We start from the raw sequence: 25,615 nt of genomic DNA, 5'->3' as shown, positions 1-25,615 counted from the left end.
CCGACGCTTCCGCGGCGGGCTCTGGTGTACCGGTGCCCGCCGCGGGACTGTGGACATCCGCACAGAAGACCGACCCGGCCAGACAGGTGGTCCCCCGTATGCCCCGCCCCGTGATCGGCATCAGCGTCTACAGCGAGAAGGCCAAGTGGGCCGCCTGGGACACCCAGGCGACACTGCTGCCGCAGGCCTACGTCGACCGGGTCGCCGCCGCGGGCGGGCTCCCGGTGCTGCTGCCCTCGGTGCCCGACGTGGCCGAGGCACTCGACCGCGTGGACGCGCTGATCGTGGCGGGCGGCGGGGACATCGACCCGGCCCGCTACCGCAGCACGCCGCACGAGCGCACCGGATACATCCGGACCGCCCGCGACACCGCGGAGTTCGCACTGGCCGAACGCGCCCTGGACATGCGCCTGCCGGTGCTGGGCATCTGCCGCGGCCTCCAGGTCCTCAACGTGCTGCGCGGCGGCTCCCTGGTCCAGCACCTGCCCGACCAGGTCGGCGACGAGCGGCACGCGCCCGCGCCCGGGCAGTACGGCCGGCACCCGGTCGCGCTCGTGCCGGGCAGCCGTACCGCGCAGCTGTACGGGCGCGACGAACTGGACGTGGCCAGCTACCACCACCAGGCCGTCGACACCCTGGGCGCGGGCCTGGTGGTGACCGGGCGCGCCCCGGACGGCATCGTCGAGGCGCTCGAACTCCCCGGCCACCCGTTCGCCGTCGCGGTGCAGTGGCACCCCGAAGTGGACGAGGACCTGTCCCCGTTCCACGGCGTGGTGGCCGCGGCCGAGGCCCGCCTGGAGACGGTCGCGCTCGGGGTCTGAGGGGCCGAGGCGGGCGCGCAGCACCGCGTTTCGCCGCATTCCGTGCGCCCCGGCGTACGCGCGTGGGTACGCCGCCCGCGCGAACCGCACACCACAACGCGGCCCGGACTCGGGCTCATCACGGTTGCGTGACGTAGTGCCCGGACAGGCGAATTCTCCGGTTACCACTCAGTATGGTCGCCGGTCATGACCCCCCTCGCCTGGACCCTGTTCGCGATGGCCGCCGTGCTGGCGGTCGTCGACTGGGTCGCGGTCGGGCGCGAGGACACCCGCCTCGAACGCCGGGCCAAGCCCGCGGTCATGGCCGCCCTGATAGCCGCCGCCGCGGCCCTGGACCCGAACAGCCAGGGGCAGCGCGCGGCATTCCTCGTCGCCCTCGGGCTGTCGCTCATCCGCGACCTGCTCCCGACCGGCGACCGGCGGCGCTTCCCGGCCGCGGTGGCCGCCGCACTCGGCGCCCACACCGCCTATGTCGTCGGCTTCCAGCAGGTGGGCTGGTCGTGGCTGTGGGCCGCGGCCGGCATCGTCGTGGTCCTGGTCGCCACCCTCGGCTTCGCCGTCCACCTCGTCCTCGGGGTGCGTGCCACCGAGCCCCGGCTGACGTTCCCGGTGGTCGCCTATATAGGCGTGCTGTCCCTCATGGTCGTCGCGGCATCCGCGACCGGGCAGCCGACCGCGGTGGCCGGCGCGTTCCTGTTCTACTGCGCGGACGCCCTCACCGGCTGGAACCGCTTCCGCGAGCCGACCGCTTACGCGCGACCGCTCATCGCGGTCTCGTACCACCTGGCGCAGTTCCTGCTCGTGATCTCGCTCGTCTGAGCAGCGCGTCCGGCCTCGGCCCTACCGGTCCCGGACCCCGTCGGCGGATATCGCCGGGCCCGGCAGACGCCCTGCGGTACCCTGTCCCCATGCGTGCCGTACTGCTGCTTACCGGGCCGCGCTGAGCGGGTAGGGCGACCGATTCGTCGCCCACCTCGGCGCGGCGACCCCTCCTGTGCGAGGGGTTTTTGTATTTCCGGCGAGACTTCGCAAAAACGACGCGCACACGCGTGCACCCAGGAGCCCTGAGGACGATGACCGAGACGACGCAGGCCGCCGAGCCGACCGAGCCCTACCGCTACACGGCCGCGATGGCCGGCGACATCGAGCTGCGGTGGCAGGACCGCTGGGAGGCGGAGGGCACCTTCGAGGCCCCCAACCCGGCCGGTCCGATGGCCGAGCCCGAGAAGGTCGCGGGCCGCGAGAAGATGTTCGTGATGGACATGTTCCCGTACCCCTCGGGTGCGGGCCTGCACGTCGGCCACCCGCTCGGCTTCATCGCCACCGACGTCTTCTCCCGGTTCAAGCGCATGACCGGCTTCAACGTGCTGCACACCCTGGGCTACGACGCCTACGGCCTGCCCGCCGAGCAGTACGCGGTCCAGACCGGCACGCACCCGCGGGTCACCACCGAGGCGAACATCGCCAACATGCGGCGCCAGCTGCGCCGCCTGGGCCTGGGCCACGACAAGCGCCGCTCGATCGCCACCACCGACCCGGCGTACTACCGCTGGACGCAGTGGATCTTCCTGCAGATCCGCAACTCCTGGTACGACGAGACCGCGGACGGCGGCAAGGGCCGCGCCCGGCCGATCGCCGAACTGGTCGAGCAGTTCGAGAAGGGCACCCGCAGCGTGCCCGGCGACCGCGTGTGGGCCGACCTGAGCCGCGCGGAGCAGGCCAAGGTCGTCGACGAGTACCGCCTGGCGTACCTGTCCGAGGCCCCGGTCAACTGGTGCCCCGGCCTGGGCACCGTGCTGGCCAATGAAGAGGTCACCGCCGACGGGCGCAGCGAGCGCGGCAACTTCCCGGTCTTCAAGCGCAGCCTGAAGCAGTGGATGATGCGCATCACCGCGTACTCCGACCGGCTGCTGGACGACCTGGACAAGCTGGACTGGCCCGAGCCGATCAAGCTGATGCAGCGCAACTGGATCGGCCGGTCCGAGGGCGCCCACATCGACTTCGCGTTCGACGGTCACCAGGACGCTGCCGTGCGGGTCTTCACGACCCGTCAGGACACGCTGTTCGGCGCCACCTACATGGTGCTGGCGCCCGAGCACGACCTGGTCGACTCCGTGGTGCCCGCGGCCTGGCCGGCCGGCACCCCCGAGGCGTGGACCGGCGGTGCGGCCACCCCGGCCGAGGCCGTCGCGGCGTACCGGGCCCAGGCCGCGTCCAAGAGCGAGGTCGAGCGGCAGACCGAGGGCAAGGACAAGACCGGCGTCTTCACCGGCGCGTACGCGGTCAACCCGGCCGGCGGCGCGCGCATCCCGGTCTTCATCGCCGACTACGTGCTGGCCGGCTACGGCACCGGCGCCATCATGGCGGTGCCCGCGCACGACCACCGCGACTTCGAGTTCGCCCGCAAGTTCGGGCTGCCGATGATCTGCGTCGTGGAGCCCGAGGACGGCCGCTCCACCGACCCGGACACCTGGGACGACGCGTTCGACTCCAAGACCGCGAAGATCATCAACTCCTCGGCGGGCGGCTTCAGCCTGGACGGCCTGGCCGTGCCGGACGCCAAGCGCAAGATGGACGAGCACCTGGGCGCCGAGGGTGTCGGCGAGCCGACCGTCACCTACAAGCTGCGCGACTGGCTGTTCAGCCGCCAGCGCTACTGGGGCGAGCCCTTCCCGATCGTCTACGACGAGGACGGCGTCGCGCGCGAACTGCCCGAGTCGATGCTGCCCGTCGAGCTGCCCGAGATCGACGACTACCGGCCGCGCACCTTCGACCCGGACGACGCCGACACGCAGCCCGAGACGCCGCTGTCGCGCCGCGAGGACTGGGTCACCGTCGAGCTGGACCTGGGCGACGGCCCGCGCATGTACCGCCGCGAGACCAACACCATGCCCAACTGGGCCGGTTCCTGCTGGTACGAGCTGCGCTACCTGGACCCGACCAACGACGACGTCCTGGTCGACCCGGAGAACGAGAAGTACTGGATGGGCCCGCGCACCGAGGGCGCGTCGGGCGGCGTCGACCTGTACGTCGGCGGCGTCGAGCACGCGGTGCTGCACCTGCTGTACTCGCGCTTCTGGCACAAGGTGCTGTTCGACCTGGGCCACGTGTCCTCGTTCGAGCCCTTCCACAAGCTGTTCAACCAGGGCTACATCCAGGCCTACGCGTACACCGACGAGCGCGGCGTCTACGTGCAGGCCGACGAGGTCACCGAGGAAGACGGCAAGTTCTTCCACGGCGTCGAACAGGTCAACCGCGAGTACGGCAAGATGGGCAAGTCGCTGAAGAACTCGGTGACTCCCGACCAGATGTGCGAGGAGTACGGCGCCGACACCCTGCGCCTGTACGAGATGTCCATGGGCCCGCTGGAGGTCTCGCGCCCCTGGGACACCCGCGCGATCGTCGGCTCGTACCGCTTCCTGCAGCGCCTGTGGCGCAACGTCGTCGACGAGGAGACCGGTGCGGTGCGCGTCGCCGACACCGCCGCCGACGAGGACACGCTGCGCGCCCTGCACAAGGCGATCGACGGCATGCGCCGGGACATGGACGGGCTGCGGTTCAACACCGCGATCGCCAAGGCCATCGAGCTGAACAACCACCTGACCAAGCTGGACGCGGTCCCGCGGGACATCGCCGAGAAGCTGGTCCTGATGGTGGCCCCGCTGGTGCCGCACATCGCCGAGGAACTGTGGGGCCGCCTGGGCCACGAAGGCTCCCTGGCCCACCACGACTTCCCGGAGGCCGACCCGGCCTACCTGGTCGACGACACGGTCACCTGCGTCGTGCAGATCAAGGGCAAGGTCAAGGCCCGCCTGGAGGTCCCGCCCGCGATCGGCGAGGACGACCTGCGCGAACTGGCCCTGGCCGACCCGGCGGTACAGGCGGCGCTGGGCGGCGCCGGCGTGCGCATGGTCGTGGTCCGGCCGCCGAAGCTGGTCAACATCGTCCCGAGCTGACGGGAGCGCGGCCGAGGGCCGACCGGCGGCGCGGATTCGTTCGACCGGGAGCTGATCGGTCGGACGGTCCGCCGGGCGGTCGGCCACGGGCCGGTCGGCCACGGGGCGGACCTGTCCGGCATGACCGTGCGGGGTGGGTTCGCCGGGCCGGTCGGCCAGGTCCTGACCCGCCCGGTCCGGCGTACCGGCACCTTTTCCGTCCCGTGGGGCCTGCTCCTGGAGCGGGCCCCACGGCGGGCGCAGCGGGCTTGCCCTGGTTTCACCTCGACTCGTCCCCGGGACCGTCCGCCGGACTGGTCGGGCGGCCTGCTCCTCGCGCAGTGCCGGCCCCCAGGTCCCCGTTCGGAACCGCACCTGTTCCTCGGGGCCGGATCCCGGTCCGCAGCGGGTCCGACCCGACGTCTCGGACCGGCCCGACCCCGGATGCCCGGCCCGTCCCCCGAATGCCGACCCTCTTCCGGGGTACTGCAGGCGCGTGCCGTTTCCGGGCCATGTCGCGGTCGTTTCCGGGCTGTGAAGATCGCCCGGTATCGGGATGATTTGGTCGGCGGCGGACGTCCGGCGGCGCAGCGGCGCTACTGTTGAGGAATTCGCAGGTGGCGACCTGGGAGGAGACCAGCCGTGTCACTCGCCTCGGACGGCGCGCAAGCCGTCGTGCTGTTCCTCGGAGCAGGCGTCGCCGCGCTGATGACGGTGGTCGGTCTGGTGCTGATCGTCGCGGTGATGGTCCGGCGCGCGGTACGGCGCAGGATCGACCGCCATGCGCCGCGGCTCCGCGGCCTGGTCGACGACGCCGCCTCACGGGCCCGCGCGTACACCCGGCCCGGCAACGCGGGCGAGGCGGCCCGGCTCCGCGTCTCGGTCCGCAAGTCGCTCGAACACACCCGGCGGGTGCTCGACGCCGGCTACACGCGCGACAGCCAGCTCGGCGAGGCGCGGCAACTTCTCGCCCGCCTCGAAGGCTTCGCCGCCGGCCTGGACACCGACCTGCGGATGCTCGAACGCGAACCCGACGCCACCCGCGTCGACCGCGAACTCCCGGGGCTGCGCGAGCGCGCCGAACGCGTGCAGCATGCCGCCGGGTCACTGCGCTGGGCCGCGCAGGACCGCGAGCGCGTGCTCGCCCACGACGAGTTGGACCGCCTGGGCCGCGAGGTCGAAATGGAGGCGGCGGCCCTGCGCGAGACGACCCAGGCCGCGAAGGACGCCCTCGGGCCCTGACGCACCCCTCTGCCGCCCTGCCGTCCTGGCGCGACCGGGACGAAAGGACGACCCGAACGACCCGCACGACTACTCCGGCGGTGCCCCGGCATCAGGCGGGCGGGCCGTTGCTCCACCATCCTTTGTCCCTTCGCCGACGGGTAGCTTCGACTCCATGACGACCGAAGTCGCGATCGTTACCGATTCCACGGCGTATCTGCCCGACGATGTGGTCGAGCGGCACGGCATCGTCGTGGTCCCGCTCAAGGTCGTGCTGCGCGGCCGCCCCCTCGACGAAGGCATCGAGGCGACCCCCGCGGGCGTCGCCGACGCGCTGCGCCAGAAGCGCACCGTGACCACCTCGCGGCCGTCTCCCGAGACCTTTGCCGAAACGTACCGGCGCCTGGCCGACGACGGCGCGGGCGAGATCGTCTCGATCCACCTCTCCGCGGAACTCTCCGGCACGTACGAGGCCGCGCTCCTCGCCGCCCGCGACGCCCCGGTGCCGGTCCGCGTCGTCGACTCCCGCACCCTTGCGATGGCCATGGGCTTCCCGGTCCTCACCGCGGCAGAGGCGGTCGCCGACGGCGCCACCGCCGAGGACGCCGCGGCCGCCGCGGAGAAGCGCGCCGGCGCCACCTTCGGGTTCTTCTACGTCGACACGCTCGAGTACCTCCGCCGCGGCGGCCGTATCGGCGCCGCCGCGGCCCTGATGGGCACCGCCCTCGCGGTCAAGCCCCTCCTGCATGTCTCCGACGGCCGCGTGGCCCCCCTCGAAAAGGTCCGCACCGCCGCGAAGGCCATCAGCCGCCTCGAGGAAATCGCCCTCGAAGCCGCGGGCGGAGCCCCCGTGGACGTCGCCGTCCACCACCTCGCCAGCCCCGACCGCGCCGAGACCCTGGCCGAACGCCTCCGCGAACGCCTTCCGCAGCTGGGCGAGTTGCACACCAGCGAGGTAGGCGCCGTGATCGGCGCCCACGCCGGCCCGGGCCTCCTGGCCGTCGTCGTCTCCCCGAAGTAGCACGCGCGGAGCGGCCCCAGCTTCAACCACACCCCACGACGCAGCCCCGCGCCCCCACACCCGACGACCCTCCGCCGCCGCACGTCAGCCGATTCCGGCCGCCGCATGCGCCGAATCACCTGGACCCTGACCGCCGCGCCCCCTTCCCGGCCCCGCAGAGCACAGCCCCGACGCACGCGAGCCGCCCCACCCAGCACTGCCCGGCCCCGCTCTGCGCGCCCAACGGACTCGCCCTGCGCGAGCTGCCGCCGACTGCTACCCGGCCCAGCCCTGCTCCCGCGCGCCCTACCGGAACCGGCACTTCCAGACCCTGCGCCACCCCGTCGGCTTGGCGGTTCCGCGGTTCCGCGGTTCCGCGGTTCGATCCTCGGCCCGTCCCCACTCCGCCGCAGACGCTGTCCCTGCGGTCTGTCCAGTCGAGTTTCCCCAGGGCGCCTTGTCCACAGGCTGGGGAATCGCGGTCTCGGGGCGAGGAGTTCGGCGCCTAACGTCGAAGCATGTCGAAAGCACCGAACCCGTACACCGCCGCCCGACTCGCCGCGATGTTCCCTGCCGTCCCGCACTCCCGCGCGGATGTGCGCGGATCCCTGCACGCCGCTTCCCCCACCGAGCACGGCGGCTTCTTGCCGCCCGGCTCCGCGACCGCAACCCATCCGCTCCCGGCCGGGCGGGACGAACCACCCGACGAGCGCCCGCCCGAGCCCGCCCCCGTCCTCGACACCGAGGCCACCCCTGCCCCCGACCCCTGGGCGTTCGCTCCTCACTCCGTCACGTCGTCGCCGCCGCGCGGCCTCGCCCCCTCACCCACACCCTCACCTGCTCCCACCCGCACGCCCACTCCCGAACCCCTTCCACTGCCCGCGTCGAGCCGGCTCGCAGGTGCGGTCGCGGACCGGATCCCCCTATCGCTCCGCGCTTTTCGGCTCGGCGTGGACATGCGCGTCGTAGCCGCAGTCGCCGTACTCGCACTCCTCGCGATCGTGCTGGCCGGCGTGGGCTGGTGGCGGTCCCGACCGCAGCCGGTTCCGCTGCCCAGCGCCCTCGCCGCCGCCTCCCCGTCCGTCACCGCCACGTCGCCCGCCGCACTCGTCGCGCTCACCGCCCCCGGCGCAGCCCTGCCCGACTCCCCAGCCCCGCCCGGCGCCGCCGGCGCCCCCGCCCCCGCACCCCTGGCCGTCCACGTGGTCGGCCGCGTCGCCCATCCAGGACTCTTCTCGTTGCCGCCCGGTGCCCGGGTCGACGACGCCCTCAAGGCCGCCGGGGGAGCGCTGCCCGGCACCGACCTGTCCGTCCTCAACCTCGCCCGCCCCCTCGCCGACGGCGAGCAGATCCCCGTCGGCGTCCCCGGCGCGACCGCCGTCCCGCCGCCTGCCACCGCACCTGCTGCCGCCGGCGCAGCCCGCCCCGCCAACCCCAACGCTCCTGCCGGTGCCCCGCTCGATCTGAACGCCGCAACGGCCGAACAACTCGACGGCCTGCCGGGCATCGGCCCCGTCATGGCCGCGAACATCCTCGAATGGCGAACCCGGCACGGCCGGTTCACCTCCGTCGACCAGCTCCGCGAGATCCGCGGCATCGGCGAACGCCGCTTCGAGGACCTCCGCCCCAAGGTCCGCGTATGACGGACCCCGTACCCGCCACCACTGCCACCGCCCCTGCGCCCGCAGGTCGGCAGCCGAACCCACCCGCGGCCGCACACAGCGGTCCCATCCCCGTCCTGATCGCACCTCCGGTCGATCTGCGGCTCGTTCCCGGGGCGTTCGGTGCCTGGGCCGCAGCCTGGGCGGCACCGGCCACCGAGCCCGTCATCGTCTGGACGTTCGTCGGCGGCTGCACCCTCGGCGCCGCAGCCCTGGCCTTATGCAGCCGCAGCCGCAATCGCACATACAGCAGGCGCACACACGTCAGTAGCCCGCACAACAGCCGTACGCACAGGACCCCCACGCACGCCGGTCACACGCAGGGCACTCCCACCAGCAGCAACCCCCACACCCCCGCCCAAACCGGCGGCCCACACCCCCGCGCTCCACACCGCGACGGGTCACATCCCGGCAGTACGCAGCCCGGCGGCCCACGCCCTGGCACCCCACACCCAGGCACCCCACACCCCGGAGGCCCACTCCTCCACGCTCCACACCCCCGTGCTCTTCACCCCACCGGTCCGCAGCCCGATCCACGCCCCCACCATCCACGCCTCCCCGCCTCTCGTCCTCCATTTCGCCGTTCCCTCATCCGTACTACCGCCGCCGTAGCCCTTCTCTGCTGCGCCGCCGGAGGCGCAGCCGCAGCCCTCGCCGGGAGCAGCACCCGGTCCGGTCCCGTCCGTTCACTTGCCGCGCAACAAGCGTTCGTCACCCTGCACTTCACCGTGACCGGGGACCCGGTCCCGGTCGCCCCCAAGGTCCGGGGCATGACCCGCGGGGCCGGTTCGGTACGCCTGCCCGGCCGTGTCGAGTCGGTCGACGCAGGCGCCCTTCACTCGGCCACGCGCGTCCGCACGCCGATCGTCGTGCTGGCCGCCGGCGTCCCGGACACCGGTCCGTGGCTGCGCCTGCTGCCGTCTACCCGGATCGCAGCAACTGGGCGGCTCGTCCCCGCGCGGCCGGGCAGCAGCGACGCGGCGCTCTTCATCGCCGAGTCGGCGCCCCGGATCCTGGACGGCCCTTCCGCGTACCAGCGTTGGGCGGGCCATCTCCGGGCGAGGATGCGGGCCGCCTGCGCCGGACTGCCGTCGACCGAACGCGGTCTGCTGCCAGGGCTCGTCGTCGGCGACACCAGCGCAGTGCCGCCCGAACTCGTGGAGGACTTCCGGGCCACCGAGCTGACCCACCTCATGGCCGTGAGCGGTACCAACGTGACGATCCTGCTCGGCGCCGCCCTCCTGGCGTTCCGGTACGCCGGAGCCCGTGGTCGCGCACTGCCCGTCCTCGGGGCCGGCGTCGTGCTGGGGTTCGTCGTGCTCGCGCGGCCGGAGCCGAGCGTGCTGCGGGCGGCGCTCATGGGGCTGGTGACGCTGGCCGCGTTGTTCGGCGGCCGCCGCCGGCACGGGCCGTCCGCACTGGCGGCCGCCGCGCTGTTCCTGGTGCTCGTCGACCCTGGCCTGGCGCGGAGCTTCGGGTTCATCCTGTCCGTTCTGGCCACCGGGGCCCTGCTGTTGCTGGCTCCGCATTGGGCGGACGCGCTGGTCCGGCGCGGTTGCCCGGCGAAGCTCGCCATCGTCGTCGCGCTGCCCTGCGCCGCGCAGGCGGTGTGCGGTCCGGTCGTGGTGACGTTCACCGAGCGGGTCAGCCTGGTGGCCGTCCCGTGCAACCTGCTGGCCGAAGTGGCGGTCGCCCCCGCCACGGTGCTCGGTTTCCTGGTCCTTGTCCTGGCCCCGCTGTGGCTCGCCGGAGCAAGCCTGCTTGCGCACGTGGCGGGGTGGCCGGTGGCCTGGATCGCGGCGGTGGCCCGCACCGGGGCGGCGTTCCCCGGTGCGACCGTCGGCTGGCCCGGTGGTTGGGGCGGGGGAGTGGCGTTGGCGGTGGCGACGGTGGCAGCCGTGCCGCTCGTCCGGGTGCTGCTGCGCAGGCCGGTCGTCGCCACGGTCCTGGTCGGCGTCCTCGCGGTGGCCCTTCTGCGGCCTGCCGCCGTGGTCCGGCCGCTCACCGGATGGCCACCCGCCGACTGGACGGCAGCGGCCTGCGACGTGGGCCAAGGCGACGCGTTCGTGCTGCGCGCGGGCAGGGACACCGGCGTCGTCGTGGACGCCGGCCCGGAGCCCGACGCCGTGGACCGGTGCCTGCACGAACTGGGCATTTCACGTGTGTCCGTGGTCGTGCTGAGCCATTTCCATGCCGATCACGTCGAGGGGCTGCCCGGCGTGCTGCGCGGCCGTGCGGTGGGGCTGATCCAGACCTCCGGGCTGGCCGAGCCCGCCGGCGAGGTCCAGCGAGTGCGCCGCTGGGCGGCCGCCGCCCGAGTGCCGATGGCGGTCGCCCAGATCGGCGAACGCCGGGCTCTCGGCGGCACGTTGCACTGGCAGGTCGTCGGCCCGCGCGACCCCGCCGCAGCCCGCCGCCAGTCCGGATCCGCGCCGAACAACGCCAGCCTGGTCCTGCTGGCCGAGGTGTCCGGCGTACGCATCCTGCTCACCGGCGACATCGAGCCGGAGGCCCAACGCGCGCTGCGCACCGACCTCCTTGGCATCAGTCCCACGCGCACCGCCCCCGTGCGGACAGACCCCACGCGCACCGACCTCCTGGGCACTGAGGCCATGCGCACTGAACCGACGCGCGCCGACTCCACGCGCACCGACCCCGTGCGGGCAGACTCCCTCGCGGCCCTGCCAGGGCTGCGCACCGGCCCGCTCGCAGCTCCACCGGCGCTGCAGACAGACCCCCTCGCCGCGCCACAGGGACCACGAACCACCCCTGTCACCACCACCGCACCCAAGCCGCGCAACGACTTCCGTGCGGCTGCGCCGGGGCTGCATGCCTACCCCTTCGCTGCCCCACCGGGGCCGCGAACCGCGCCCCTCACGACCACCGCACCCAAGCCGCGCAATGACTCTCTCGTGGCCGCGCCAGGGATGCACGCTTCCCCCCATCCCACCCCACCTGGGCCGCGAACCGCCTCCGTCACCACCGCACCCGAGCTGCGCAATGACTTCCTCGCGGCTGCGCCGGGGCGGTATGGCCACCCACTCACAGCTCCGCTGGACCTGCGCACCGACCCCCTCGCAACCCCAGCCCCGCTCCCACCCCCACCTGCACTCCCACTGCGCATCGACGTCCTCAAGGTCCCGCATCACGGCTCCGCTCGGCAGGACCCGGCCCTCCTGCTCGCGCTCCGCCCCCGGCTGGCCCTCGTCTCGGCGGGCACCGGGAATCCGTACGGCCACCCCGCGCCGGCCACCACCGCGCTGCTGACCGCCGCAGGTGCCCGCATCATGCGTACCGACCGGGACGGCGCGATCGCCGTCGCCGGACCGGTGGACCGGCTGCGGGCCGTTGCCCGCGGCCGTGCCCGGGTTGTCGCCGGAGCGTGCCATGCTGTCCACGATGGCCAGGAAAGTTGCAGACGACCCGCTCGCTCCGGTGACCCTCGTGGTCGGCCCGGAGGAACTCCTCGTCGACCGCGCGGTCTCCGTGGTCACCCGCGCCGCGCGCGCGACGGACCCGGACGCCGACATCCGCGACCTCGCCCCCGGCGCCCTGCAGCCCGGCATGCTGACCGAGCTGGCCAGCCCGTCGCTGTTCGGCGAGCGCAAGGTCATCGTGGTGCGCGGCGCCCAGGACCTGGCCGCCGACCTGGTCACCGAGGTGAAGTCCTACCTGGGCGACCCACCCGACGACGTGGTGCTGGTGCTCACCCACCTCGGCGGCCCGAAGGGCAAGGCCCTGCTCGACGCCGCCCGCAAGGCAGGCGTCCGCGAGGTCGCCTGCCCGAAGGTCTCCAAGGCCACCGAGCGCCTCGCCCTGGTGAAGACCGAGTTCCGCACCGCGGGCCGGTCCGTCACCGAGGACGCTGCCCGCGCCCTGGTCGAGGCGGTCGGCAACGACCTGCGCGAGCTGGCCGCCGCGTGCAGCCAGCTGGCCGCGGACACCGAAGGCGTCATCGACGAAGAGATCGTCGCGCGCTACTACACCGGCCGCGCGGAGGCATCGAGCTTCGACGTCGCGGACAAGGCCGTCGAAGGCCGCGCCGCGGAAGCACTGGAGCAGCTGCGCTGGGCCCTTTCGGTCGGGGTCGCCCCGGTGATGGTGACCAGTGCGCTCGCGCAAGGGGTACGCCACATCGCCCGCCTCGGCGGCGCCCCGCGCGGTGCCCGCCCCGCGGACCTGGCCCGCGACCTCGGCATGCCCCCGTGGAAGATCGACCGCGTCCGCCAGCAGCTCCGCGGCTGGACCCCGGACGGCATCGTCCGCGCACTCCAGGCCGTCGCCGAAGCCGACGCCGCCGTCAAGGGCGGCGGTACGGACCCCGCCTATGCCCTGGAGAAGGCCGTCGTCACCGTGGCCACAGTCCGCAACACCTGACGCCCAGGCCCTGCGCGTGACCGATGAGCGTTCGCGGACCCGCGGCTCGGCGGCGTCGCGAAAATTCGGTTCGCGGCGCGTGGAGCGGGGCGGGAGACTGCCGGGATGGGTGATTCCGTGGGGCTCGGGGACCGCATGAAGGGGTACGAAGCAGCGGCGCGCATGGTGTTGCCGAGGCGTACGTACACAGTCATCCGCGTGGACGGACGCGCGTTCCATACGTATATGCGGGGCGCGGACAAGCCGTTCGACGACGGGTTCATGGCAGCCATGGACCGGGTGGCGGAGGCCTTGTGCACAGAGGTCGGCGGGGCGGCGTTCGCCTACACCCAGTCGGACGAAGTGTCCGTGCTGGCCACGGACTTCGCTGCGGCGGGGACGGAGCCGTGGTTCGGCGGTGTCGTTGCCAAGCAGGTATCGGTGGCAGCGGCTGTGGCCACGGCGGAGATGAACGCGCAGCGGCCCGGGAAACGGGCGCTGTTCGATGCGCGCGTGTTCACCGTGCCGGACGCCGTCGAGGCGGCGAACTACTTCCTGTGGCGACAGCGGGACGCGGTGCGCAACAGCGTGGCCATGGCGGCACAAGCACGGTTCTCGCAGCGGCGGTTGCACGGCGTACCGGTCAGCGGGATGCGCCGACTGCTGTTGGACGAGGCAGGAGTCGACTGGTACGCCTACCCCGACGGTTGCAAGCGCGGCCGCGTCGCACTGCGGCAGAGCGGCATGCGGGAGACCACGTGGGTCGACCGGCGTACGGGTGCGACGAACACGGCCTATGCGGAACGGAGTTGGTGGGAAAGCGAGGCCGCACCCGAGTTCAGCGCGGCAGCGAGCGGTTGGCTGGCGGGGATGATCCCCCAGCAGCCCGCCTCGCCGGAGGGGTAAGGCACGAACGAGTCGCTGCCGCCCGGCGCGTGCGCGTATCGCATCCGCCTCACAACCGAGCCGAGCCGCAAGCCATCAGGGGCCGCGCGACATGCCTGCGCCCCAGACGCGATCCGGGCACGCACCCCCTCGCCTCTCGGCCCCCGAACAAGGCCCCGGACGTGCACCCCGCCGCCCCGCTGGCCAGGTCACCGGCTCCCGCCGCGACGACCGTGCCGCCCAGGTGGAGGCCTCACGCCATGAGTGGCGCCGGTGAGGTGGTGCCGTTGCCGGCGTCATGCCGCCAACTGTCCCCCTGCCGTCTCGCCGAACGGGACCTCGGCCCGCCCCCAAGCCCAGCCCGACCCCTGGACCCGGCCCAAGCCCGTCCCCGGACACGGCGAAGGCGCCGCTCCCATGTGGGGAGCGGCGCCTTCGTCATCACAGAACCGGCGGGACGCCGGCCGGTCGGCTCAGCCCTGGAGCGAGGCGACCTTCTTGGCCAGCGCCGACTTCTTGTTGGCGGCCTGGTTCTTGTGGATGACGCCCTTGGTCACAGCCTTGTCGAGCTTGCGGCCGGCCTCGCGGCTCAGCTCGGTGGCCTTCGCGACGTCGCCGGCCTCGACGGCCTCGCGCGCCTTGCGGACCGCGGTCTTGAGCGACGACTTGACCGCCTTGTTGCGCTGGCGGGCCTTCTCGTTCGTCTTGATCCGCTTGATCTGGGACTTGATGTTAGCCACGGTTAAGAGCCTCGTCTTTTGGACGCGAAAGTGTTCCCGTAGGGGAGAGGGCCCTCGTGGAACGTTGACTTGCGTGGCTGAGACAAGTGGCACACGCAGTCGCCCAGGCTACCAGGGCCGATCGGGTGGACCCAAAACGGGCGGTCGGCGCGGCACCCGGCGGACCTGCGGTCACAGAGCGTCGGCGAAGTGCGTGACCTCGGGGAACGGGTCGTAGAAGTGGTGCAGCAGCTCCCGCCACTGCTGGTACTCCGCCGAGCCGCGGAAGCCCTCGGTGTGGTCCTCCAGGCGCTCCCAGCGCACCAGCAGCAGGAAGCGCGACGGGTGCTCGATGCAGCGTTCGAGGCGCAGGTCCACGAAGCCCTTCTGGGCCTCGATCAGCGGGCGGGCCGTGCCGAAAGCGGCGAGGAAGTCGTCTTCGAGGCCGGGCCGGACGTCGAGGAGCGCGTGTTCGAGGATCATGGGGCCACATCTTCCAGTCCGGTGCGCAGCCAGGCCAGCGCTTTGCGGGCCCGCTCGGCCTCGTAGCCGCGCAGCCCGGGGGCGTAGTCCGGCGGCTCCAGGCGCGCCGCGTCGGTCCAGTGGCCGGCCGCTCCGGCCAGGAAGGCCGTCAGCGCGGGGGTTGCCGCGGGGTAGCGGGCCCGGAACCACCCGGGCAGCTCGCGGACCGCGGGGTCGCGCAGGCAGAAGAGCAGGGGGTCCACCCAGTCCGCACCGGCGGACGGCCGGGTCCAGTCCACCGCCAGTGCTTCCGGGCGCCGCCCGCCCGGCGCGGCCGTGACCAGCACGTTTCCGGGGTGGAGGTCGGTGTGCACCGGGCTGGAGCCGGTGCTGTGCGGAGCCCAGGCGCGTTCGAGGGCGCACAGCCGGCCGAGGTTGGCCGCCGCCCACGGGTCCAGGTCGCGCGGGGGCGCCTCGGCGATCCGCTGCCAGCCGGACGCCAGATGTCCGAGCGAGACGGCGACCGGGGGGATGCGCTGTGCATAAGAGGAGGGGTACGCGGCCGCCGCCAGGCGGTCGAAGAGCTCCAGGCACGCAGCCAGGTCGCCGGGGTCGCCGAGGTCCGCGTCGTGCCCGTCGATGTCCTCGAAAACGAGGACGTACCAGTCGGCGGCCCAGAAGTCGTCGAGCAGCAGGGGAGCGGGGACCAGGAGCGCCGACCCCGCAGCAGGCCCGACGTCCGGCCCCTCGCGCAGGCGGCGGCCGAACCAGCCTTCGACTTCGTACTGCGCCAATATGGGGTGGCTGCCGTGGCAGCCCTTGACGAAGGCCGTGCGGCCGTCGGCGAGGACGAGACGGGCTGCGAGGCCGCCGCTGAACCCGCCCGGTTGGGACGCCGCCGAGGCGACCCGCACCCCGAACCGGGACGTCAGGGCAGCTTGCAGCGCAGCCGGGAGAGACCAGTAGTCCGCGCGCATGGGACGATGATGGTCTACGTGGTCGTCACCCATGTGCCGACCCGTCCCGGCGGTGCCCGAGCAACACCCTGGCAGCGCCCTCGAAGTACCCCCGCAGCACCTGAGCAGTACCCGAGAAGCACCCCGCAGTACCCCAGCAAGACGCTTCGTCCCCGCCCACCGAGCCCGAGAACCTGGAAGCCTGCGTGCCCGCGACCCCCGTGAACGTGCCGGAGCCCAGCCGTACCGACCCGGCGCTGATCCGCAACTTCTGCATCATCGCCCACATCGACCACGGCAAGTCGACGCTCGCCGACCGCATGCTGCAGATCACCGGCGTAGTCGACCCCCGGCAGATGCGCGCGCAGTACCTCGACCGGATGGACATCGAGCGCGAGCGCGGCATCACCATCAAGTCGCAGGCGGTGCGGCTGCCGTGGACCGCGCCGGACGGCCGCGTCCACATCCTCAACATGATCGACACCCCCGGGCACGTCGACTTCACGTACGAGGTGTCGCGCTCGCTCGCCGCGTGCGAGGGCGCGATCCTCCTGGTGGACGCCGCGCAGGGCATCGAGGCGCAGACGCTGGCGAACCTGTACCTGGCGCTGGAGAACGACCTCGCCATCATCCCGGTGCTGAACAAGATCGACCTGCCCGCCGCGCAGCCCGAGAAGTACGCCGAGGAGCTCGCGCACATCATCGGCTGCGAGCCGTCCGACGTGCTGCGGGTGTCCGGCAAGACCGGCGAGGGCGTGCCCGAGCTGCTCAACGAGGCTGTGCGCCTGGTGCCGGCGCCGATCGGCGTCAAGGACGCCCCGGCCCGCGCGATGATCTTCGACTCGGTGTACGACGCGTACCGCGGTGTCGTGACGTACGTGCGTGTCGTGGACGGTCAGCTGACCAAGCGCGAGCGCATCCAGATGATGTCCACCGGCGCGACCCACGAACTGCTGGAGATCGGCGTCATCTCGCCCGAGCCGAAGCCGGCCGACGGCCTGGGCGTCGGCGAGGTGGGCTACATCATCACCGGCGTGAAGGACGTCCGGCAGTCCCGCGTCGGCGACACCATCACCTCGATGCACAAGGGCGCCACCGAGCCGCTGGGCGGCTACAAGGACCCGCGTCCGATGGTGTTCTCCGGCCTGTATCCGCTGGACGGCTCGGACTACCCGGAGCTGCGCGACGCCCTGGAGAAGCTGCAGCTCAACGATGCCGCGCTGGTGTGGGAGCCGGAGACGTCGGTGGCGCTGGGCTTCGGCTTCCGCTGCGGCTTCCTGGGCCTGCTGCACCTGGAGATCATCCGCGAGCGCCTGGAGCGCGAGTTCGGGCTCGAGCTGATCTCGACCGCGCCGAGCGTGGTGTACCGCGTGATCATGGAGGACGGCACCGAGGTGACCGTCACCAACCCGAGCGAGTTCCCTGGCGGCAAGATCGCCGAGGTGCACGAGCCGGTGGTGCGCTCCACGATCCTGGCCCCCAGCGAGTACGTCGGCGCGATCATGGAGCTGTGCCAGACCCGGCGCGGCAACCTGCTGGGCATGGAGTACCTGTCCGAGGACCGCGTCGAGCTGCGCTACACGCTGCCGCTCGCCGAGATCGTCTTCGACTTCTTCGACCAGCTCAAGTCCAAGACGCGCGGCTACGCGTCGCTGGACTACGAGCCCACCGGCGAGCAGATGTCGCAGCTGGTCAAGGTCGACATCCTGCTGCAGGGCGAGGCCGTCGACGCGTTCAGCGCCATCGTCCACAAGGACAAGGCGTACAACTACGGCGTCGAAATGACCAAGAAGCTGCGCGAGTTGATCCCGCGTCAGCAGTTCGAGGTGCCGATCCAGGCGGCCATCGGCGCGCGGGTCATCGCGCGCGAGAACATCCGCGCGATCCGCAAGGACGTGCTTGCCAAGTGCTACGGCGGCGACATCTCCCGTAAGCGCAAGCTGCTCGAGAAGCAGAAGGAAGGCAAGAAGCGCATGAAGATGGTCGGCCGGGTCGAGGTGCCGCAGGAGGCGTTCATCGCCGCCCTGTCCACCGACTCGGACGGCGGCGGCGACAAGAAGAAGTAGGCAAGAAGCAGTAGGCAAGAAGCAGCAAGAAGCAGGCAAGAAGACGTAGCGGTACGAAACGCCGGAGGCGGCCTCCCCGTTCGGGAGGCCGCCTCGGCGCGCTTTACCACTCGGGGCGCCTACAGCACCCGGCCGGCCACCCGGCTCTTGCCCATCGCCCAGTCCATGCGCTCCAGGCGCACGGACTTGCCCGGCCGCGGCTCGTGCCAGACCATCCCGTTGCCGGCGTAGATGCCGACGTGGGTGATCGCCCCGCGCTTGCTGGTGAACACCAGATCACCGGGCTGCAGTTGGTTGAGGGGGATCTTGCGGGACGCCCGGTACTGCTGGCTGGTGGTGCGCGGGATGCTCTTCCCGGCCTTCCCGTACACGTACTTCGTGTAGCCCGAGCAGTCGAAGGCGTTCGGCCCGTTGCCGCCGTAGCGGTACGGCTTGCCCTTGAGCGAGGCCGCGATGTTCAGGACCTTCGAGGCCGACGGCGACGCCTTCTTCGGCGCCGCTTCGGCGGCCGCGGCCGGCAGTGCCACGGTGAGCGTGGCGACGGCGGTCGCGGTGACCCCGACCCGGGTCAGGACGCGTCGGGGGGTACATATGTGACTGGACATGCGTGGTTTCTCCCGTACGCCTGCGTGGGCGGCGCGCGGGGACGAGACAGGCTGCCGTAACCGGCCATGGGCCTTGTCAGGAGGGACGTCCCGGACGCTGTGCCCCGAACGCGCCGCAGTGGCCGCGCCCGGTCCGACGAGGACCGGTGGGGTCCGCGCTCCCGCCCTGGGGGTTCGGTGTCGCGCGACCGGAGGGCGGGACAAGGCGTTCCGGCGCGAGGGTCAGGCCGCCCTCGCGGATCCGGGTCACGTGCACGGGACCGGCAGGATGCGAGGGCCGCGGTGTCCGAGGACCGGGATCACCGGGCCGGACACACACGGTCCGGGTGGCCCTCTGCAGGGTCGCCCGGACGGCGTTGAGGTTAACCAATGGAGTCCGAATTAGTCCAAAAAGTTACTTATATGTGGGATGCGGAATGCTGATCGCTCGTTGTTGCGCCGCGCGCGCCGGCCGTGTCCCGCCGAGCCGGCTCCGCCACCCGTCAGCGGCGGTTTTTCCCGGAGTCCGACCGGGCACCCGGACCGGAGGCGATCACCCCCTACCGCCGGACCGCCCGGCGCACTACCTTGACCCAAGATCACCGGCGTGACGCAGCGCACAGCGAGAAGTGCGCGGGCGTCAGCGCGCCCCCGGCACCGGGGCCGCGGCGTCGGACCATCCCCGGGCCCCGGAGGCCGCCGTGAGTGAAGCAGCTGCCGCGATCGACGACCGCCCCGCATCCGTCGCCGTCGACTTCCTGGACCGGGTCCGGGAGATCCCGGATGCCGAGGCGTATCGTTTCCCCTCGTCTCTCCCCGGGGGCGGGACCGCCTGGAAGTCCCTGACCTGGGCCGAGACCGCCGCGCGCGTCAAAGCGATCGCCGCCGGGCTGACCGCGCTCGGCGTCGCCCCGACCGACCGGGTGGCCATCGTCGCGGAGACCCGCATCGAGTGGATCCTGGCCGACCTCGGCATCGTGTGCGCGGGCGCCGCGACCACCACGGTCTACCCGTCCACCAACGCCGACGAGGCCGCGTTCATCCTCGAAGACTCCGGCAGCACGATCGTCTTCGCCGAGAACGAGGCCCAGGTGGCCAAGCTCCGCGGCGAACGCAAGGCCGGCCGCCTCGGCGACGTCCGGCACCTCGTCACCTTCGACGGCACCCCCGACGGCACCCCCGACACCGGCGCGGACGGCGACTGGGTCCTGTCCCTGGCCGAACTCGAGGACCGGGGCCGCGGCATCCTCGCCGAGGATCCGGAACTCGTCGACCGGCTGGTCGCGGCCATCGAGCGCGACCAGCTCGCCACCTTGATCTACACATCCGGAACCACCGGCCGCCCCAAGGGCGTCCGCCTCACCCACGACACCTGGGCCTACCAGGCCGCCGCCCAGCAGCAGATGGCCATCACCGACCGCGGCGACCTGCAGTACCTGTGGCTGCCGCTTGCGCACTGCTACGGCAAGGTGATGATCTCCGGCCAGCTGCGCATCGGCTACCCGACCGCCGTGGACGGCCGCATCCCCAAACTGGTCGAGAACCTTCCGGTCGTGAAACCGACCTTCATGGCCGCCGCACCGCGCGTGTTCGAGAAGGTCCACAATTCGGTGTACACCCGCATGAAGGCCGAAGGCGGCGCCAAGTACCGCATCTTCACCTGGGCGGTCGGCGTCGGCCGCAAGCACGTCCGGGCCCGCCAGGCCGGAAGCACCCCGGGAGTGCTGCTCGACCTGCAGTACAAGCTCGCCGACCGGCTCGTGTACGGCAAGCTCCGCGACCTCTTCGGCGGCCGCATGAAGGCCTGCATCTCCGGCAGCGCCGCACTCTCCGACGACGTCGCCGAGTTCTTCGAGGCCATCGGCATCTCCGTACTCCAGGGGTACGGCCTGACCGAGGCCAGCGCGGGCAGCTGCGTCAACCGCCTCGGCGCCAACCGCATCGGCACCGTCGGCCTGCCGCTGCCCGGCACCGAGGTCAGGATCGCCGCCGACGGCGAGATCCTGCTCCGCAGCCCCGCCGTCATGACCGGCTACCACAACAACCCGGACGCGACCGCGGACGCCCTCGAACCCGACGGCTGGCTGCACACCGGCGACATCGGCGAGATCGACCCGGACGGCTCGCTGCGCATCACCGACCGCAAGAAGGACCTCATCAAGACGTCCGGCGGCAAGTACGTTGCCCCCTCCGACATCGAGGGCCGCTTCAAGGGCCTGTGCCCCTACGTCGGCAACATCATCGTGCACGGCAACAACCGCAACTTCTGCAGCGCCCTGATCACCCTCGACGCGGACGCCCTCGCCGGCTGGGCGGCCGGCGCGGGCGACGGGCTCGCGGACCTGCCCTACGCCGACCTCGTCGCGACGCCGCAGGTCCGGGCCCTGATCGAGGGCTACGTCGCGGAACTCAACGCCGGGCTGCAGCGCTGGCAGACCGTCAAGAAGTTCGCGATCCTGCCGCGCGACCTGTCCGTCGAGCACGGCGAACTGACCCCCAGCCTCAAGGTCAAGCGCATCGTCGTGGAACGCGAATACGCCGCCCTCCTGGACGAGATGTACGACGGCACCCTCGTCAAGTAGCACCGGTCACACCCCGCACGGCTGCGGGCACCCACCGGGACACGCAGGAGCGTCCGGGCCGGTCGTTTGGGCCCGGACGCTCCCGTCGTGGAGACTGGCCAGATGCCTTCCGCACTCCCCGACGGCCTGCCCGCCCCCATCGACGGGTCGCTCCCCGCCTCCGCCTTCGGCGGCCCCGAGGACCCGCAGCCGCCGTTCGGGTTCTACGTGCACGTGCCCTACTGCGCGTCGCGCTGCGGCTACTGCGACTTCAACACCTACACCGCCGCCGAACTGGGCGGCGGTGCCTCGCAGGCCTCCTACGCCGACGACGCGATCGCCGAGATCCGGCTGGCCCGCCGCGTCCTGGGCGATGCGGACCGCCCGGTCGAGACCGTCTTCTTCGGCGGCGGCACCCCGACCCTGCTGCCCGCCGCCGACCTGGGCCGCATCCTGGCGGCCATCCGCGACGAGTTCGGCCTGCTGCCGGACGCCGAGGTGACGACCGAGGCCAACCCCGAGTCCGTCGACCCCGGCTACCTCGCCCACCTGCGCGAAGCGGGCTTCACCCGGCTGTCCTTCGGCATGCAGAGCGCCCGCGCGCACGTCCTGCAGGTCCTGGACCGGCACCACACCCCGGGCCGCGCGCAGGAATGCGTCGCCGAGGCCCGTGCGGCCGGCTTCGCGCACATCAACCTCGACCTGATCTACGGGACCCCGGGGGAGACCGACGAGGACTGGCAGGCCTCCCTCGACGCGGTCTTGGCCGCGGAGCCCGACCACGTCTCGGCGTACGCGCTGATCATCGAGGACGGCACCCGCATCGCGACCCGGATCCGGCGCGGCGAGATCCCGCTGCCCGACGACGATGTCCTCGCCGACCGCTACCTGATGGCCGACGAGGCCCTCACCGCGGGCGGGCTGGGCTGGTACGAGGTCAGCAACTGGGCCGCCGACGGCGCCGCCCGCTGCCGGCACAACGAGCTGTACTGGACCGGCGCCGACTGGTGGGGCGCGGGGCCCGGCGCGCACAGCCACATCGGCGGCGTGCGGTGGTGGAACGTGAAGCACCCCAAGCCGTACGCGGAGCGCGTCGCGGCAGGGGAGTCCCCGGCCCAGGGCCGCGAACTGCTGACCGAGGAGGACCGCCGCGTCGAGCGCATCCTGCTCGAACTGCGCTTGAAGGACGGCATGCCGCTGTCCCTGCTCAAGGACCGGGGCTTCGCGGCCGCCGAGGCGGCGGTCGAGGAAGGCCTCCTGGAACCGGACAAGTTCGCGGACCGCAAAGCGGTGCTGACGCTGAAGGGCAGGCTCCTGGCCGACGCCGTGGTCCGCGACCTCGTGGACTGAGCGGGTAGGCCAGGCCGCTACGCAGGAGCGGGCGCCACGTCGATGACGGGCCGCACCCAGGCCTCGCCGAGGTAGTCGGCGAGGACGTCCTCGGCCGGCGTCGAGCGGTATGCGGATGCCAGCGGCAGCCACGCCAGGAAGGCGCCGTACCCGCCGCAGGTCGCCTCGCCGCCGTCGCCGCCCGTCATCGTGCCGGGCTCCGAGGTCAGTTCCGAGACGTACGGGTCGTACGCGATGCGCAGCCCGAACCGGTTCGGCGCCTGCTGCGGCCCGTCGGCTGTGGTGTACGGGTCGGTCTCGCCCGGGTACTCGCCGCCCCAGCGGAACAGCGTGCCCACGCCCGCTCCGCAGGCGTACTCCCACTCGTCCGGCGTCGCGAGCCGCGCCCCGACTTCGGCCAACGCCGCTTCCGCCGCGCGCACTTCCGCGGCGCCGACGTCCCCGTCGTCGTCACCTGCGTCTTCGTCCTCGTCGTCCCAGTCGACCAACTCGCCGAGTTCGACCGGGTCGACGGCCACCAGCAGCGTCGGCAGCACGGCGGCACGCGGCGGACTCAGCACGGCCCCGGCGGACCCGCCCATGCCGCGCAGGTATTCGTGCAGGTCACCACGCATCCCGTACTCCGCCGCACTCTGCGCATACGACGCAGCCTGTCCGGCCGTCGGCACGAACCTGTCCACGTCGAACCCCAACCGCACCCGCCCGCCCGGCACCAGCGCGTAACGCCGCCCGGCGCACGCGAAGTACGCCCGCTGCCACACCCGTCCGTCGACGACCGGCCCGTCCTCGACCCCCGCGAACCCGACACCGGGCAATCCTGCGGCAATTGCCCGTGCGGCAGCCGCGGCCCCGTCCGCATCCAGCGCAGCCCAGGATCCGGCCGTCATGACCGTCGGCACTCGCTTCTCCGCTCCGCATCGGCCGCGCACCCGCAACCCGCCGTCAGGACGGGCCCGACGGTAGCGGGGCGCGGTGACAGTCTTCCCTGCCGGAGTCGCGGCCTCCGACCGCTGCGGCCCGCAGGGCCTACAGCGCCACGTCCATGATCAAGTCCGCGAGCTGCTCGTCGATCCGGTTCAGCTCGCCCGCGTAGCGCCGCAGGTCCGCCCCCGTCTTCTTGGCGTCCGACTCGCCCTGCTCCTTGGTCCGGAGCGCCTCGCCGACCTCGTCCCGGATGCTCTTGATCTCCGCGTCGAGGCCCTGCGCGATCGCGTCGCGCATGGTCCGCAGTTGCTTGGTGATCTCGTCGCCCAGCGCCTGCACGTCCGCATCGGACCGGCCCCGCAGCTCCTCGACCAACTGCTCGGCGACCTGCTCCTTCATCCGCTGGTTCGCCTTGTTCAGCTGCAGTGCGCCGCGGAACAGGTTGCCGCCCAGCAGCATCGCGAAGATCGCCACCGGGCCCAGGCCCACGAAGATCGCGATGGCGCCCACCGCGATCTGCGGCAGCAGCGTGGTGAGCATCGTGCGCAGGCTGAACTTCCCGCCGCTCAGCGCGGTCCCGGGGTCCAGCACGAAGGAGACCGCGTCGGCCAGCAGGCGCTCCAGCGGGGCCTGCGTCTTGTCCGGGACCTTGAGGATCTGCGTCTCGGCCTCGGCCGGGGTGAGCGACGCGCGGATCTCGTCGATGCGCGTCACGAACTGCTTCACGTCGTCGTCGATGGACCGCTCCAGGTCCTCGACGCGCCGGGTCAGCAGCGGCTTGAGCTCCTTCTCCTGCCACTCCGCGAACGCCACCTGGATGCGCCCGGAGAGGTGGTCGGAGATCTCCCGGACCGCCGCCTCCATCTTCTCGCGCGCCTTGAACGGGTTGGCGCCGAGCGAGTTGGTCGGGTCGTAGTCCCGCGCCCAGCCCGGCACCTGGCCGATCACCCGGTTCATGAACCGGCGGCCGGCGTCCTCGACTTCGCCGCGCGTCTCGCGCAGGTGCCCTTCCATCTGCGCGACGATGACGCGGCGGTTCTGCTCGAGCCGGGTCAGCGGCACCTGCACGCGCTCGTACGTGGCCCGCAGGTCGTCGACGCTCTGGGTGAGCATCGCCTCCTTGCGGTCGATCTGCTCGCGCGCCTCGATGAGCAGGTACTTCAGCTCGCGGGCCGGCGACAGGATCTTCGCGCGGCCGCGCTCGCGGGTGAGGAACTCCTCGAGCGCGCGCTCCAGTTCCACCATGCCGGACTCGCCGACCAGCTCCGGGTCGCCCTTGCGGCGCCCGTTGAGCGCGGCGCGCGCGTTCACGAAGAAGACCCGGTCGGGACGGGAGACATAGGGGCCCAGGCGCTTGCGGATCTCGCGCTTGACGTCCTCGCGCTCCTCGTCCTCCACCAGGTTGATCTTGTTGCCGACGTAGAAGACGTCCTCGTGCCCGCGGGCCTTGACGTGCACGTCGAGGAACAGCTGCTCGCTGCGCGACATCGCCGCCTGGCAGTCGACCACGAAGACCAGCACGTCGGCCTGCTCCAGGTACGCCAGCGTGACGCGCTCGCGCTCGGGCGCCTCGTTCAGGCCCGGCGAGTCGACCACCACGACGCCGTTGCGGCACAGCTCCAGCGGCCAGCGGACCACCGCGCGCTGGTACGGGTTGGGCGTGTTGTCGTCGTCCGCGCCGATGGTGACGTAGTCGACGATCTCCTCGACCGAGATCGGGATCGGCTCGCCCGCGGTGCCGTCCGGCTCCAGCGGATAGATCAGCGCCGAGCGCTGGTCCGCCCACATCACCTCGTTGATGATCGCGGTGCACGGCCGGGCGAAGGAGGGCAGCACCTTGTCGCCGAGCATCGCGTTGATCACGGTGCTCTTGCCGCGCTTGAACTCCCCGACGATCATCACCTTGAACGCCTCGGAGGCGGCCCGGGTGCGCACCGACGCCAGCTTCTTCACGCCGCTGCCGATGGACAGGCCCGAGATGATCGGCGTCAGCCGGTCGATGAGCTCCACCAGGGTCTCCTGGCGGGCCCGCCAAGCGCTGTAGCCGCCTGCGCCGCCGCGTGCCCCCGCGAGTCCCCGGTCCCGGTGCTGGTCCACTGCTCTCCCTCCCTCCG

General features: G+C 72.3%; 19 protein-coding genes and 1 pseudogene. 12 read left to right on the top strand and 8 right to left on the bottom strand.

The genetic code is table 11. The features are described 5' to 3' along the window. The first annotated feature begins 98 nt into the window (after nt 1-98). The 6 genes from LZ495_RS26005 (at nt 99) to LZ495_RS25980 (ending at nt 8,620) form a co-directional block, all read left to right on the top strand. Nucleotides 99-821 carry a gamma-glutamyl-gamma-aminobutyrate hydrolase family protein gene (locus tag LZ495_RS26005; RefSeq protein WP_235055312.1) on the top strand — a complete coding sequence of 241 codons (723 nt, stop codon included), beginning with the start codon at nt 99-101 and terminating at the stop codon, nt 819-821. Between the two features lie 186 nt (nt 822-1,007). After that, complete coding sequence (locus tag LZ495_RS26000) at nt 1,008-1,640, top strand: lysoplasmalogenase family protein (protein WP_235055311.1); 633 nt, start codon at nt 1,008-1,010, stop codon at nt 1,638-1,640. Between the two features lie 254 nt (nt 1,641-1,894). Then, on the top strand, nt 1,895-4,777 hold the full coding sequence (gene leuS / locus LZ495_RS25995; RefSeq protein ID WP_235055310.1) for a leucine--tRNA ligase: 2,883 nt from the start codon (nt 1,895-1,897) through the stop codon (nt 4,775-4,777). A 621-nt stretch (nt 4,778-5,398) separates the two neighbouring features. Continuing rightward, on the top strand, nt 5,399-5,998 hold the full coding sequence (locus LZ495_RS25990) for a hypothetical protein (protein ID WP_235055309.1): 600 nt from the start codon (nt 5,399-5,401) through the stop codon (nt 5,996-5,998). Between the two features lie 154 nt (nt 5,999-6,152). Continuing rightward, a complete protein-coding gene (locus LZ495_RS25985; RefSeq protein WP_235055308.1) occupies nt 6,153-6,998 on the top strand; it encodes a DegV family protein in 846 nt (281 codons plus the stop codon). 497 nt (nt 6,999-7,495) lie between these two features. Beyond that, entirely contained in the window at nt 7,496-8,620 is a 1,125-nt protein-coding gene (locus tag LZ495_RS25980; protein WP_235055307.1) for a ComEA family DNA-binding protein, read from the top strand. A 419-nt stretch (nt 8,621-9,039) separates the two neighbouring features. Here the strand turns inward: LZ495_RS25980 and LZ495_RS25975 are convergent, their stop codons facing one another. Continuing rightward, complete coding sequence (locus LZ495_RS25975; RefSeq protein WP_235055306.1) at nt 9,040-9,186, bottom strand: hypothetical protein; 147 nt, start codon at nt 9,184-9,186, stop codon at nt 9,040-9,042. A 222-nt stretch (nt 9,187-9,408) separates the two neighbouring features. Between LZ495_RS25975 and LZ495_RS45365 the strand changes: the two are divergent. Continuing rightward, nucleotides 9,409-10,824 (top strand): annotated as a pseudogene (locus LZ495_RS45365) (ComEC/Rec2 family competence protein); the annotation flags it as partial. On the opposite strand, the gene LZ495_RS25965 reads toward LZ495_RS45365, so the two are convergent. Then, entirely contained in the window at nt 10,795-11,154 is a 360-nt protein-coding gene (locus LZ495_RS25965; protein ID WP_235055304.1) for a hypothetical protein, read from the bottom strand. The pseudogene LZ495_RS45365 and the gene LZ495_RS25965 sit on opposite strands and share 30 nt — an antisense overlap. Nucleotides 11,155-12,037: 883 nt before the next feature. Between LZ495_RS25965 and holA the strand changes: the two genes are divergently transcribed. Further along, nucleotides 12,038-13,015 carry a DNA polymerase III subunit delta gene (gene holA, locus LZ495_RS25955; protein WP_235055303.1) on the top strand — a complete coding sequence of 326 codons (978 nt, stop codon included), beginning with the start codon at nt 12,038-12,040 and terminating at the stop codon, nt 13,013-13,015. 105 nt (nt 13,016-13,120) lie between these two features. Then, nucleotides 13,121-13,900, top strand: coding sequence for a tRNA(His) guanylyltransferase Thg1 family protein (locus LZ495_RS25950; RefSeq protein ID WP_235055302.1), 780 nt, complete (start codon nt 13,121-13,123; stop codon nt 13,898-13,900). Between the two features lie 452 nt (nt 13,901-14,352). Here LZ495_RS25950 and rpsT read toward each other — a convergent pair whose 3' ends face one another. The 3 genes from rpsT to LZ495_RS25935 form a co-directional block, all read right to left on the bottom strand. Continuing rightward, entirely contained in the window at nt 14,353-14,619 is a 267-nt protein-coding gene (rpsT, locus tag LZ495_RS25945; RefSeq protein WP_235055301.1) for a 30S ribosomal protein S20, read from the bottom strand. 171 nt (nt 14,620-14,790) lie between these two features. Continuing rightward, nucleotides 14,791-15,081 (bottom strand): antibiotic biosynthesis monooxygenase family protein, encoded by a 291-nt coding sequence (locus LZ495_RS25940; protein ID WP_235055300.1) that lies wholly within the window; start codon nt 15,079-15,081, stop codon nt 14,791-14,793. Beyond that, complete coding sequence (locus LZ495_RS25935) at nt 15,078-16,037, bottom strand: phosphotransferase (RefSeq protein ID WP_235055299.1); 960 nt, start codon at nt 16,035-16,037, stop codon at nt 15,078-15,080. Before LZ495_RS25935 ends, LZ495_RS25940 begins: the two co-directional genes overlap by 4 nt. Before the next feature lie 185 nt (nt 16,038-16,222). Here LZ495_RS25935 and lepA point away from each other — a divergent pair, with 185 nt between their 5' ends. Then, nucleotides 16,223-18,082: a translation elongation factor 4 gene (gene lepA / locus LZ495_RS25930; RefSeq protein ID WP_235055298.1), complete on the top strand. Its 1,860-nt coding sequence runs from the start codon at nt 16,223-16,225 to the stop codon at nt 18,080-18,082. 119 nt (nt 18,083-18,201) lie between these two features. On the opposite strand, the gene LZ495_RS25925 is transcribed toward lepA, so the two are convergent. Beyond that, a complete protein-coding gene (locus tag LZ495_RS25925; protein WP_235055297.1) occupies nt 18,202-18,687 on the bottom strand; it encodes a C40 family peptidase in 486 nt (161 codons plus the stop codon). Nucleotides 18,688-19,367: 680 nt separating this feature from the next. Between LZ495_RS25925 and LZ495_RS25920 the strand changes: the two genes are divergently transcribed. Next, nucleotides 19,368-21,248, top strand: coding sequence for an AMP-dependent synthetase/ligase (locus LZ495_RS25920; protein WP_235055296.1), 1,881 nt, complete (start codon nt 19,368-19,370; stop codon nt 21,246-21,248). Nucleotides 21,249-21,350: 102 nt separating this feature from the next. Then, nucleotides 21,351-22,577 carry a radical SAM family heme chaperone HemW gene (hemW, locus tag LZ495_RS25915; protein WP_235055295.1) on the top strand — a complete coding sequence of 409 codons (1,227 nt, stop codon included), beginning with the start codon at nt 21,351-21,353 and terminating at the stop codon, nt 22,575-22,577. 17 nt (nt 22,578-22,594) lie between these two features. Here hemW and LZ495_RS25910 read toward each other — a convergent pair whose 3' ends face one another. Then, nucleotides 22,595-23,476, bottom strand: coding sequence for a hypothetical protein (locus tag LZ495_RS25910; protein ID WP_235055294.1), 882 nt, complete (start codon nt 23,474-23,476; stop codon nt 22,595-22,597). Between the two features lie 127 nt (nt 23,477-23,603). Further along, nucleotides 23,604-25,598 (bottom strand): dynamin family protein, encoded by a 1,995-nt coding sequence (locus tag LZ495_RS25905; RefSeq protein ID WP_235055293.1) that lies wholly within the window; start codon nt 25,596-25,598, stop codon nt 23,604-23,606. Nucleotides 25,599-25,615 lie beyond the last annotated feature (17 nt).

It is taken from the genome of Yinghuangia soli (assembly GCF_021502675.1).
Lineage (GTDB): Bacteria > Actinomycetota > Actinomycetes > Streptomycetales > Streptomycetaceae > Yinghuangia > Yinghuangia soli.
Note: the sequence above shows the minus strand (reverse complement) of the source record. Positions and strands in the feature narration are given on the sequence as shown.